Below are 12,767 nucleotides of genomic sequence, written 5' to 3' on the forward strand. Positions count from 1 at the left end.
AAATTGCTCTTTATAAAGCGTCACGCCTCGCAAATGGGTTTTGCGAGGCGCTTTCAGAGATTAATACTCATCCCGCTCGTCATCTTCATCCGGCTGTTCCATCACGCTGTACGCCACCGCACAGAACAATGAGTTAAGGCGTTTCATATCCCCCAGTAGCCCCAGATGCAGGGAGCTGGTTTCGATACTCTGCACGTTCTGTTGGTGCAGACGTTCCACGTGGGCGTGCGAGTAGCGGCGGTTGAGGATACGGAAGCGATGCTTGTTGCGGCGCAGACGGCGTGCGCTCGGCACATCGCTTGAGAAGAAGACCAGCATCGCCAGCTTCAGGTTGCTCAGAAGTTGTTCGTGCAGGGCTTCCAGCTCCTTCAGCCCTTCGACGGAGAACGCACGGCGGGCGGCCAGAGATTTGTCAGCAATTTCACTGCCCATCCGCTCCACAATGTCCGAAGCCTGCTCAAGGTTAAGCGACATCTCTATGATTTCCGCCCAGCGGCGGGACTCCTCTTCCGCCAGTTCATCCTGCGGGATGCGCGCCAGATAGAGCTTGATAGCGGTATAAAGCACGTTGATATCATCCGCCAGCCGGCGCAGCTCTTTCTCTTCCCGCGGCTCGCCGTGCATCACCTTTTGCAGGCCTTCGAGCATGGTTTCCATCGCATCACCCATGCGCAGCGTCTCGCGGGCGGCATTGGCCAGCGCCAGCGCAGGAGTATCCAGCGCGGAGGTATCCAGATGCTTCGGTTTCAGGCGCGCATCCAGCTCCGGTTCATCGCGTATAAGCCGTTCGCAGAAGCGCGCCATCGGTTCAGCAAACGGCACCATCGCCAGGCAGCGCACCAGGTTATAGAAGACGTGGAAGTAGATCACCAGCTCTGCCTTCGGCAGAGAGAGGTTGTCCATCAGGTTCGCCAGTGGGTGCACAAACGGCAGAATAATCAGGCTGCCCACCAGCTTAAACAGCAGACTGCCGAGCGCCACGCGGCGGGCGGCAGCATTGGCAGCGCTGTTATTGAGCATCGCCAGCAGGCCCGAGCCGAGGTTAGCCCCGATCACCAGACACAGTGCGACCGGGAAGGAGATCGCCCCTGCGGCGGTGAGCGTGGCCGTCAGCAGCACCGCCGCCAGGCTGGAGTAACTGACGATGGCAAACACCGCGCCGATGAGCGCATCCAGCATAATATCGCCGGTTAACGAGGCGAAGATAACCTGCACACCGTTGGCTTCGGTAATGGGCGTGACCGCCTGCACAATCAGCTCCAGCGCCAGCAGAATCAGCCCGAGGCCAATCCCCACGCGTCCAAGCTGGCCAGCGCGCGTCTGCTTACGCCCAAGGAAAAAGATGACCCCGATAAATATCAGCAACGGCGACAGCCAGGAGAGATCAAAAGTCAGGATACGTGCCATCAGCGCGGTACCCACGTCAGCGCCCAGCACAATAACCAGTGCAGGGGCCAGCGCCACCAGATCCTGAGCGACAAACGATGTCACGAGCAATGTGGTCGCATTACTGCTCTGAACCAGCGCCGTTACGCCAATGCCCGCACAGAAGGCGAGCGGTTTCTTCTCCACGCTGCTGCTGAGAACGGTACGTAAACGTGCGCCAAACACGCGCATCACGCCGGTACGGACAATATGGGTGCCCCAGACCAGCAGTGCGACTGCCGAGAGCAGATGTAACAGGGTCAGCACGGAAGGTTATCCTCCTTAACGTTATTCGTTTTCCTTAGGTCAGTATAAGGGTTTAAACGTAAGAAAGAGACAGGGCGCTCAATGAGCGCCCTGTTAGTTGTAAGGAAAAGTGACGGTCAGTCGGCGTCGTAGCCGAGATTCGGCGCTAACCAACGCTCCACTTCAGAGACGCTCATGCCTTTACGCAGTGCATAATCTTCAATCTGATCGCGCTGCAGCTGCGCCACGGCAAAGTATTTGCTGTCCGGATGGCTGAAGTACCAGCCGGATACCGATGCCCCAGGCCACATCGCGAAAGATTCGGTCAGTTTCATTCCGGTATGGGCCTCAACGTCCAGCAGCTGCCAGATGGTGCCCTTTTCGGTATGTTCCGGACAGGCCGGGTAGCCGGGTGCCGGGCGGATCCCCTGGTAGTTTTCGCGGATCAGCTCCTCATTGCTGAGATTTTCATTCGCCGCGTAGCCCCAGTAAACCTTGCGTACGCGCTCATGCAGATACTCTGCGAACGCTTCCGCCAGACGATCGGCAATCGCTTTGACCATGATTTTGTTGTAATCATCGTGCTGCGCTTCAAAGGCGTCCGCCAGGGCGTCCTCTTCCAGACCGCCGGTCACGGCGAAGGCACCGATGTAGTCGGCTTTACCACTCAGTTTCGGCGCAATAAAATCGGCCAGACAGTAGTTGGCAAACCCGACCTTTTCGGTTTGCTGGCGCAGGTGATGGCTTACGGTCAGCACGTGAGTGCGCGTCTCATCGCGATAAATTTCGATGTCGTCGCCCATGCGGTTAGCCGGGAACAGCCCCACCACGCCGCGCGGGTTAAGGGCTTTCTCGGCGCTGAGTTTGTCGAGCATGTCGTTAGCGTCTTTAAACAGGCGCTTCGCCTCTTCGCCGACAACCTCATCTTCCAGGATGCGCGGATATTTGCCCGCCAGCGACCATGTCATAAAGAATGGTGTCCAGTCGATGTAGTTGCGCAGCGTTTCGATGCTGGCGGTCACCTCCTGCACGCCCAGGCGATGGGCAACCGGCGGCGTATAGCTCGCCCAGTCAAACGCCAGATCGTTATCGCGCGCCGCCTGAAGTGTCACCGGTGGGGTGCGCGGTTTCTTGCGGGCATGCTGAATGCGGACGGTTTCGTACTCTTTGCGGGTCCGGGCCACAAAGTCATCGCGCTGGGTGTCGGAGAGCAGCGCTGAGACCACGCCCACGGTGCGCGAGGCGTTCTGAACATAGACCGTCGGGCCGCTGTAGTTCTGCTCAATCTTCACCGCAGTATGTGCTTTTGAGGTGGTCGCCCCGCCAATCAGCAGCGGAATGGTGAAGCCCTGACGCTCCATCTCTTTCGCCACGTTAACCATCTCGTCGAGCGACGGGGTAATCAGCCCCGAAAGGCCAATCAGGTCAGCATTGACTTCGCGCGCGGTCCTGAGGATTTTATCCGCCGGCACCATTACGCCAAGGTCAATAATCTCGTAGTTATTGCACTGCAGCACCACACCGACAATGTTCTTTCCGATGTCATGCACGTCGCCCTTCACGGTGGCGATAACCATTTTACCGTTGCTGGAGCCCTGCTCTTTGCTGGCTTCGATGAACGGCTCCAGATACGCCACGGCCTGCTTCATTACGCGCGCGGACTTGACCACCTGCGGCAGGAACATTTTGCCCTCGCCGAACAGATCGCCCACCACGTTCATACCGTCCATCAGCGGCCCTTCGATAACCTCGATGGGCCGGGCGGCCTGCTGGCGCGCCTCTTCGGTATCCTGCTCGATAAACTCGGTGATGCCTTTTACCAGCGAATATTCCAGCCGCTTCTTGACATCCCAGCTACGCCACTCGGCCTGCTGGACGTTGGCAGCGTCGTCCGATTTGCTGCCGCGGTATTTTTCTGCCAGATCGAGCAGCCGCTCGGTGGCGTCGTCACGGCGGTTGAGGATCACATCTTCCACCGCGTCGCGCAGTTCTGCGGGCAGATCGTCGTAAATCGCCAGCTGTCCGGCGTTAACGATCCCCATGTCCATCCCGTTGCGGATGGCGTAGTAGAGGAATACGGCGTGGATCGCTTCACGTACCGGGTCGTTGCCGCGGAACGAGAACGACACGTTCGAGACACCGCCGGAGATCAGCGCATGCGGCAGCTCACGTTTGATGTCTTCACACGCGCCGATAAAGTCCTGGGCGTAGTTATTGTGCTCTTCAATCCCGGTGGCGACGGCGAAGATGTTCGGGTCAAAGATGATGTCTTCCGGCGGGAAGCCTACCTCTTCGGTCAGGATCTTGTACGCGCGGCGGCAAATCTCAATTTTGCGCTCGCGGGTGTCCGCCTGGCCCACTTCATCAAAGGCCATCACCACCACGGCCGCGCCGTAGCGGCGCACCATCTTCGCGTGGTGAATAAAGATATCGACCCCTTCTTTCATTGAGATGGAGTTGACGATACCTTTGCCCTGAATGCACTTCAGCCCTTTTTCGATTACTTCCCATTTGGAGGAGTCAATCATGATCGGCACGCGAGCGATATCCGGCTCGCCGGCGATCAGGTTGAGGAAACGTACCATCGCCGCCTCGGCGTCGAGCATCCCCTCATCCATGTTGATGTCGATGATCTGCGCGCCGCTTTCTACCTGCTGGCGGGCAACGTCCAGCGCTTCACTGTACTTCTCTTCTTTGATCAGGCGTTTGAATTTAGCGGAACCGGTGACGTTGGTACGTTCCCCAACGTTCACAAACAGGCTGTCATCGCCGATAGTCAACGGCTCAAGGCCGGAGAGACGGCAGGCAACCGGCAGCTCGGGCAGTTTACGCGGCGGCAAACCGGCCACGGCATTGCTCATGGCGGTGATGTGCTCCGGCGTGGTACCGCAGCAGCCGCCAACGATATTCAGGAAACCGGATTCGGCCCATTCGCGGATCTGCGCCGCCATGGTGTCCGCATCCAGATCATATTCGCCAAAGGCGTTTGGCAGACCGGCGTTCGGGTGTGCGGTGACGTAGCATTCCGCAATACGTGACAGTTCCTGCACATACTGGCGCAGCTCATCCGGACCCAGCGCGCAGTTCAGGCCGAAGGAGAGCGCTTCCGCGTGGCGCAAGGAGTTATAAAACGCTTCGGTGGTCTGCCCGGACAGGGTACGACCAGAGGCATCGGTAATGGTGCCGGAAATCATGATTGGCAGCTCGACGCCCAGCGCCTCGAACTCCTCTTTCACCGCGTAAATCGCGGCTTTGGCATTGAGGGTATCGAAAACCGTTTCAATCAGGATCAGGTCGGAACCGCCTTCCACCAGCGCTTTGGTTGATTCACGGTAGGCTGCCACCAGCTGGTCAAAGGTGATGTTACGAAACGCCGGGTCGTTTACGTCCGGTGAAATAGAGGCGGTGCGGTTGGTTGGGCCCAGCACCCCGGCAACGTAGCGCGGTTTCTCCGGCGTGCGCGCCGTCCACGCGTCGGCACAGGCGCGGGCTAGCTTCGCCGCCTCATAGTTTATCTCCGCCGACAGGGATTCCATCTGGTAATCCGCCATGGCGATGGTTGTCGAGTTGAAGGTGTTGGTTTCAACGATATCCGCACCCGCTTCGAAGTAGGCGTTGTGGATATCCGCAATCACCTGCGGTTTGCTTAATACCAGCAGGTCATTGTTACCTTTGAGATCGCATGGCCAGTCCGCAAAACGTTCGCCACGGAAATCGTCTTCACTGAGGCGATAGCTCTGGATCATGGTGCCCATGCCGCCGTCCAGCACCAGAATTCGTTCATTTAACTGCGCACGCAGTTGCTCTACTTTGCTGCTCACACTTGCTCCCGACAACGCTCAACCAGGCCAAAAGGCTGCGGTCCATACTGGCACAATCTTGCAGGGTGGAAAAGTCACACGGCGGTAACATGAGACATGTTCACTATCACTCATCCGATCAGTCAGGATAACGGTTGCAAAATCACCAAATAAAACGAAAATGATTTCCACGATACAGAAAAAGGAGATCGTCATGGTCACGACCGTTCCCGCGAAACGCGGCAGAAAACCTGCTGCCCCCCCCGCCGCACAACAGGGCGGACAGGTTCAATCGCTTACACGCGGTTTGAAGCTGCTGGAATGGATAGCCGAGTCGCACAGCAGCGTGGCCCTGACGGAGCTGGCCCAGCAGGCCGGTTTGCCGAACTCCACTACGCACAGGCTGCTGACTACCATGCAACAGCTTGGCTTTGTGCGTCAGGTTGGCGAGCTCGGGCACTGGGCAGTCGGCGCCCATGCGTTCATCGTCGGTAGCAGCTTCCTGCAAAGCCGCAACCTGCTGGCGATTGTGCACCCTATCCTGCGCAAATTAATGGAAGAGTCGGGCGAGACCGTGAATCTGGCCGTTCTCGACCAGAGCGACCATCAGGCGATTATTATTGATCAGGTACAGTGTACCCAGCTGATGCGTATGTCAGCTCCCATTGGCGGTAAGCTGCCTATGCACGCGTCCGGCGCGGGGAAAGCCTTTCTGTCGCAGCTGAGCGAGGAACAGGTGACGGGGCTGCTGCACCGTAAAGGGCTGCACGCCTATACCCACGCCACGCTGGTTTCACCGGTACATCTGAAAGAAGATCTGGCGTTAACCCGTAAGCGCGGCTATTCGTTTGACGACGAGGAGCACGCCCTGGGCCTGCGCTGCATTGCGGCCTGTATCTTTGACGAGCATCGCGAACCGTTTGCCGCCATCTCCATCTCCGGGCCGATTTCCCGTATGACCGACGATCGCGTCACCGAGCTGGGTGCGCTGGTGATTAAGGCGGCGAAAGAGGTCACCCTGGCGTATGGTGGGATTCGCTAGGATTGAGTGCGGTCTGATGCCCTCACTCCGGCCCTCTCCCACAGGGAGAGGGAGAAAACATGATGCCCTTACCCTGCGGGAGAGGGAGAAAACCGGATGCAAAACCGCTGCTTACGACGGTAGGCGTACACATCTTCCACATGCCCGTTTTTGATCCGCGTTTGCAGTCCGCGCCAGTAGCTGGCACGAAACAGATCGGCATGCATCTCTTCAAACAATGGCCCAATACGCGGGTCGGCGCACAGCCAGTGGCGAAACTCCTCGGGAAAGACATCGCCCGGTGAGACGCTGTACCACGGCTCGCCGGAGAGTTCATCTTCCGGGTAACGGGGCGGCGGGATATCGCGGAAATTAACCTCGGTCATGTAGCAAATTTCATCGTAATCATAGAACACTACCCGCCCGTGTCGGGTCACGCCGAAGTTTTTAAACAGCATGTCGCCGGGGAAGATATTGGCGGCGGCAAGCTGACGAATCGCGTTGCCGTACTCTTCAATGGCATCTTTTAAAGCCTGACCGTCGGCCTGTTCCAGCCAGATATTCAGCGGCACCATACGGCGCTCGATATATAGATGGCTAATCGCTATTTTGTCGCCCAGATCGGTGATTTTTGCCGGTGCTTCCTGCAGTAACAGGGTCATTAAAGCCGGATCGATCTGCCGCTTATCCAGCACAAAATTTTCAAACTCCTGCGTATCCGCCATACGTCCGACGCGATCGTGTTCTTTCACCAGCTGATAGCAGGCACGAACATGCGCTGCGGTCATCTCTTTCTGCGGCGCGAATGTATCTTTGATGACCTTAAACACCCGGTCAAATCCCGGCAGCGTAAAGACCAGCATCACCATGCCGCGAATGCCGGGCGCTTCGATAAATTGCTCATCGGCGGTGGTGACATAACGCAAATACTCCCGGTAGCTTTCCGTTTTGGCATGCTTTTGACAGCCAATCGCCATATACAGCTCGGCGGTGGTTTTGCCCGGCAGGATCTCGCGCAGCCACTCCACCAGGGCGGCAGGCAGCGGAGCGTAGACCATAAAATAGGAGCGGGCGAAGCCAAACACAATGCTGGCCTCAGCGCTGGTGGTCAGGCAGGTATCGACAAACAGTTCGCCGTCATCGGTACGGTGTATGGGCAGCAGAAACGGCACGGTGGCGGAGGGCGTCACGAGCTTGCCCACCAGCCATGCGGCTTTATTGCGGTAGAAAAGCTCGTTGGCGACCTGCAAATGGCATTGGCTGAGAGCCTCTTCGCCAAAGGATTCGTGGAGATGGGCGATGATAAAGCCAATATCGCGGGCTTTATTCTCCCACGGCAAACGCAGCGGTAAATCTGTTAACACGCGGTGCAGGAGCTTCTCCCAGCCGTGGTCGGGGAAAAAATCCTTCGCCAGCGGGCGCGGAATGGTGCGAAAACGGCGCTCCGGCTGGGAGCTAAAAATAAATAACCGCTCAGGAGATAATGAGCGGTGGTCAAATAACCGGCAATACACGGAGTTGAAAAAGCTCTCCGCAATCTCGAAGCGCGGGTAGTCTGGCAACAAATGGGTGTAGTGCTCCTTAACGCGCAGTAAAAATGCCGCGTCAGGGTTTTTACCGTCGGTAATGCAGCGCAGTTGTTCCACCACCAGACCCACGTGATGATCGTAGAGGTGAATACGCTGCTTCATGGCCTGCTGGACCGCATGCCAGTCGGCGTGCTCAAAGCGCTGCTGCGCGCCGGAGGTGACTTCCAGAAAACGACCATACTGGGCATCGAAGCCCTGCAAAATAGTCTGTGCGATCAGTAATTCCAGACCACGCGACATAGATTCCCCCTCACCCCAACCCTCTCCCCAGAAGGGAGAGGGGGAAAAGATTAGAACTGCGCTTCTTCTGTTGACCCCGTTAAGGCGGTGACGGAGGAGACGCCGCCCTGAATAATCGTGGTTACATTATCAAAGTAACCGGTTCCCACCTCCTGCTGATGAGAAACAAAGGTATAGCCCTCTTTACCCGCGGCAAACTCCGGCTGCTGCACTTTCTCAACATAGTGCTTCATGCCTTCGCCCTGCGCGTAGGCGTGCGCCAGGTCGAACATGTTGAACCACATGCTGTGGATCCCCGCCAGGGTGATGAACTGATACTTGTAGCCCATGTCTGACAGCTGCTGCTGGAAGCTGGCGATGGTTTTATCGTCCAGATTCTTTTGCCAGTTGAAGGACGGCGAGCAGTTATAGGCCAGCAGTTTGCCCGGGTATTTGGCGTGGATAGCATCGGCAAAGCGTTTTGCCAGCGCCAGATCTGGCGTGGAGGTTTCGCACCAGACCAGATCCGCATACGGTGCATACGCCAGGCCACGGCTGATGGCCTGCTCAATGCCAGCATGGGTACGATAAAATCCTTCGCTGGTGCGCTCGCCGGTAATGAACTCGCTGTCGTATGGATCGCAGTCAGAGGTGATCAGGTCAGCCGCGTCTGCATCGGTACGGGCAATCACCAGCGTTGGCACGCCGAGCACGTCAGCGGCAAGACGCGCAGCAACCAGTTTCTGAATCGCTTCCTGGGTCGGGACCAGCACTTTGCCGCCCATGTGTCCGCATTTCTTCACCGAGGCCAGCTGATCTTCGAAGTGTACGGCCGCTGCACCGGCCTCAATCATCGATTTCATCAACTCAAAGGCGTTCAGCACGCCGCCGAAACCGGCTTCTGCATCCGCGACGATCGGCAGGAAGTAGTCAATAAAGCGCGGATCGTTTGGCTCAATACCTGCCGCCCACTGGATCTGATCCGCACGGCGAAAGGTGTTGTTGATCCGATCCACCACCGACGGCACCGAGTTTGCCGGATAGAGCGACTGATCCGGATACATGCTGGAGGCCAGGTTGGCATCCGCCGCGACCTGCCAGCCGGAAAGATAAATGGCTTCGATACCGGCCTTCACCTGCTGCAATGCCTGACCGCCGGTCAGTGCACCGAGGCTGTTGATGTAGCCCTTTTTGGAGCCGCCATGCAGCAGATGCCACATCTTCGCCGCGCCATTTTGCGCCAGCGTACATTCCGGATTGACCGAGCCACGCAGTTTCACCACTTCCTCAGCGCTGTATGGGCGACGGATACCTTCCCAGCGCGGCTGTGTCCACTCTTTCTTCAGTTCTTCGATTTGTTGGGTACGGGTTTTCATGTGCAGATGCTCCATATTGTTATGTGGTGGATTTACGCAAGCAGGCGGTAGCCTGGCAGGGTGAGGAAGTCGATTAAGTCATCTGAGGTTGTGATTTGCTCCATCAGGCGGGCGGCATCATCAAAACGTCCGCTGCTAAAGCGGTGTTCGCCCAGCTCGTCCTGAATGACGCGCATCTCTTCGGCCAGCATCTGGCGGAACAGGGATTTGGTCACCGGCTTGCCGTTGCTGAGCGTTTTCTGATGGTGGATCCACTGCCAGATAGAGGTACGGGAGATTTCTGCCGTCGCCGCGTCTTCCATAAGACCGTAGATGGGCACACAGCCGTTACCGGAGATCCACGCTTCGATGTACTGCACGGCCACGCGGATATTGGCACGCATGCCCTCTTCCGTGCGTTCACCCGAGCACGGCGCCAGAAGTTGCTCTTCTGCGATTGGGGCATCGTCATCACGGGTGACAAACAGCTGGTTTTTGTTGTCGCCGAGCACGTGGTTAAAGACTTCCATTGCCGTATCGGCCAGGCCTGGATGGGCGATCCACGTGCCGTCGTGACCGTTACGCGCTTCAAGCTCCTTATCAGCTTTCACCTTGTTGAGCACCTGATTGTTACGCTCAGCGTCTTTGCTCGGAATAAAGGCCGCCATGCCGCCCATCGCAAAGGCACCGCGCTTGTGGCAGGTTTTAATCAGCAGGCGCGAGTAGGCGCTGAGGAACGGTTTATCCATGGTGACAACCTGGCGATCCGGCAGTACGCGATCGGGGTGGTTTTTCAACGTTTTGATATAGCTGAAGATGTAGTCCCAGCGTCCGCAGTTCAGACCCACAATGTGATCGCGCAGAGCGTGCAGGATTTCATGCATCTGGAATACGGCAGGCAGCGTTTCAATCAGCAGGGTGGCTTTAATGGTGCCACGCGGCAGGTTGAAGCGATCTTCCGCGTAGCTGAACACCTCACTCCACCAGGCCGCTTCCTGCCAGGCCTGGGTCTTCGGCAGGTAGAAATAGGGGCCACTGCCTTTTGCCAGCAGGTTTTTGTGGTTGTGGAAGAAATAGAGGGCGAAATCAAACAGGCTGCCCGGAATCGCTTCTCCGCGCCACGTGACGTGTTTTTCCGGTAGGTGCAGGCCGCGTACGCGGCAGATCAGAACCGCCGGATTGGGTTTCAGCTGATAAATTTTACCGGCTTCGTTGGTATAGCTGATGGTGCCATTAACGGCATCGCGCAGGTTGATCTGCCCGTCGATCACTTTACGCCAGTCCGGGGCCAGGGAGTCCTCAAAATCCGCCATAAAGACTTTGACGTTAGCGTTCATGGCGTTGATCACCATTTTGCGCTCTACCGGACCAGTGATCTCAACGCGGCGATCCTGCAAATCTTCAGGGATGCCGCGGATTTTCCAGTCGCCGCGTCTAATGGAAGCGGTTTCCGAAATAAACCCAGGCAGCTTGCCATTATCAATTTCCTGCTGTTGATGAATGCGTGCAGCCAGCAGCTTATTGCGCTGCGGCGTAAAGCGGGTTACCAGTTCAGTCAGGAATTCAACCGCCTCAGCCGTCAAAATTTGCTGTTCTTGCTCGCCATACGGCTGGGTAAAGGCCAGTTCATCGACCGTCGTTGCCTGTTGAGTCATCACTCTGCTCCTCATCAAAGATCCAAATTCACATCCCCAATGCGAACGAAAGATCGTTGTGTAGTTTTCGCTCAGCAGAATTAAGACTATCTCTATTTTTTCCAAAATCAAAAACAATTTCCATTTTAAATTCAATTTAACTTCAACTTATTGATTAATATGAATTTAAAGTTTTATTGCATGTTGAGTTGAATTTCGGAAATAAAAAAGGCACCCGAAGGTGCCTGATGTGAATAGCTGAAACGCTTTAGGATCGTTTTATGCAGAAGATTACTCCAGCGTCGGATTCATGTGACGCAGATCGTATGGAGTTATCTGGTAGACGTAATAGTTGAGCCAGTTAGTAAATAGCAAATTCCCGTGACTGCGCCAGGTGGCTCGCGGTTTGTTCTGAGGATCGTTTTTCGGGAAGTAGTTATACGGCACATCCGGATTGAGACCCGCTTCGACATCACGGAAATACTCTGCCGCGAGGGTGTGTGGATCGTATTCAGGATGCCCGGTTACAAAGGCAATACGCTTATCTTTGCTGGCAAACAGGTAAGCATCGCCATCTTCTGTTTCGGCCAGGATCTCCAGATCGGTGTAGTCACGAATCAGCTGCGCCGGGAAATCGGCGTAGCGCGAATGCGGGGCCAGGAACGAATCATCAAACCCGCGTGTCAGCAAGGCATGAGGGTGAAGAATGTGGTGTTCGTATACGCCGGAGAGTTTTTCGGTACGGGTTTGTTTGGGGATGCCGTAGAGAATATTCAGCGCAGCTTGTACTGCCCAACAGACAAACAGCGTGGACGTGACGTGATCTTTTGCCCACTCCAGTACCTGTTTGATCTGCGGCCAGTAGGCGACATCATTAAATTCTACCAGGCCCAGCGGCGCACCGGTGACAATCAGTCCGTCAAAGTTTTCCTCGCGGATATCGTCGAAGTTACAGTAGAAGTTATTCAGATGCTCAGAAGGCGTGTTACGCGACTCACGGGCATCGATCCGCAGCAGCTGAATATCCACCTGGAGCGGAGAGTTCGAAAGCAGGCGCAGGAACTGATTCTCTGTTTCGATCTTTTTCGGCATCAGATTAAGAATGAGCACCTTCAGCGGGCGAATTTCCTGACCTGTCGCGCGTGAAGTGGTCATCACAAAGACGTTTTCTTCACGTAAGAAATTGACGGCTGGTAGCTCGTCCTGCACCCGAATCGGCATAACCTTGTATCCTCACAGCATACGTATAAACGTTTAGACATCCAGACAGCCAACGATACCCAGAATTGGCGTGAATGTCGAGTCTGCAAGCTTAAGGTGAGAAAGTTTCAAGGAGAGGGAGAAAACAAAAGCAAAAAACCCCGCACCTTGCGGTACGGGGTTCTTCTTATTTGATGCCTGGCAGTTCCCTACTCTCACATGGGGAGACCCCACACTACCATCGGCGCTACGGCGTTTCACTTCTGAGTTCGGCATGG

Annotated in this window: 7 protein-coding genes and 1 rRNA gene; 1 reads left to right on the plus strand and 7 read right to left on the minus strand. The window is 56.2% G+C overall.

Features of this window, described 5'->3' with window-relative positions; all coding sequences use genetic code 11:
• Positions 1-60: 60 nt before the first annotated feature.
• Both ACOTX3_RS18745 and metH read right to left on the minus strand, forming a co-directional pair.
• On the minus strand, positions 61-1,692 hold the full coding sequence (locus ACOTX3_RS18745) for a Na/Pi cotransporter family protein (RefSeq protein WP_013095027.1): 1,632 nt from the start codon (positions 1,690-1,692) through the stop codon (positions 61-63).
• Between the two features lie 116 nt (positions 1,693-1,808).
• A complete protein-coding gene (gene metH, locus ACOTX3_RS18750) occupies positions 1,809-5,492 on the minus strand; it encodes a methionine synthase (protein WP_058678464.1) in 3,684 nt (1,227 codons plus the stop codon).
• Positions 5,493-5,685: 193 nt separating this feature from the next.
• On the opposite strand from metH, the gene iclR reads away from it, so the two are divergent.
• Positions 5,686-6,513: a glyoxylate bypass operon transcriptional repressor IclR gene (gene iclR / locus ACOTX3_RS18755; protein WP_038980787.1), complete on the plus strand. Its 828-nt coding sequence runs from the start codon at positions 5,686-5,688 to the stop codon at positions 6,511-6,513.
• A 68-nt stretch (positions 6,514-6,581) separates the two neighbouring features.
• On the opposite strand, the gene aceK is transcribed toward iclR, so the two are convergent.
• The 5 genes from aceK to rrf all read right to left on the minus strand — a co-directional run.
• Complete coding sequence (gene aceK / locus ACOTX3_RS18760) at positions 6,582-8,321, minus strand: bifunctional isocitrate dehydrogenase kinase/phosphatase (RefSeq protein ID WP_058678465.1); 1,740 nt, start codon at positions 8,319-8,321, stop codon at positions 6,582-6,584.
• 50 nt (positions 8,322-8,371) lie between these two features.
• Entirely contained in the window at positions 8,372-9,676 is a 1,305-nt protein-coding gene (gene aceA, locus ACOTX3_RS18765) for an isocitrate lyase (RefSeq protein ID WP_058678466.1), read from the minus strand.
• A gap of 32 nt (positions 9,677-9,708) precedes the next feature.
• Positions 9,709-11,310, minus strand: coding sequence for a malate synthase A (aceB, locus tag ACOTX3_RS18770; RefSeq protein WP_013095022.1), 1,602 nt, complete (start codon positions 11,308-11,310; stop codon positions 9,709-9,711).
• A 270-nt stretch (positions 11,311-11,580) separates the two neighbouring features.
• Entirely contained in the window at positions 11,581-12,510 is a 930-nt protein-coding gene (gene metA, locus ACOTX3_RS18775) for a homoserine O-acetyltransferase MetA (RefSeq protein WP_013095021.1), read from the minus strand.
• Between the two features lie 175 nt (positions 12,511-12,685).
• A 5S ribosomal RNA gene (gene rrf, locus ACOTX3_RS18780) occupies positions 12,686-12,767 on the minus strand; the annotation flags it as partial.

The organism is Enterobacter cloacae complex sp. IR5384, assembly GCF_049237265.1.
In the GTDB taxonomy this organism is placed as follows: domain Bacteria; phylum Pseudomonadota; class Gammaproteobacteria; order Enterobacterales; family Enterobacteriaceae; genus Enterobacter; species Enterobacter cloacae.

Excerpts from the sequence above, each read along its gene's own strand:
- iclR (WP_038980787.1), top strand. The coding sequence starts at position 5,686 with ATGGTCACGACCGTTCCCGCGAAACGCGGCAGAAAACCTGCTGCCCCC.
- aceK (WP_058678465.1), bottom strand. The coding sequence starts at position 8,321 with ATGTCGCGTGGTCTGGAATTACTGATCGCACAGACTATTTTGCAGGGC.
- aceA (WP_058678466.1), bottom strand. The coding sequence starts at position 9,676 with ATGAAAACCCGTACCCAACAAATCGAAGAACTGAAGAAAGAGTGGACA.
- aceB (WP_013095022.1), bottom strand. The coding sequence starts at position 11,310 with ATGACTCAACAGGCAACGACGGTCGATGAACTGGCCTTTACCCAGCCG.
- metA (WP_013095021.1), bottom strand. The coding sequence starts at position 12,510 with ATGCCGATTCGGGTGCAGGACGAGCTACCAGCCGTCAATTTCTTACGT.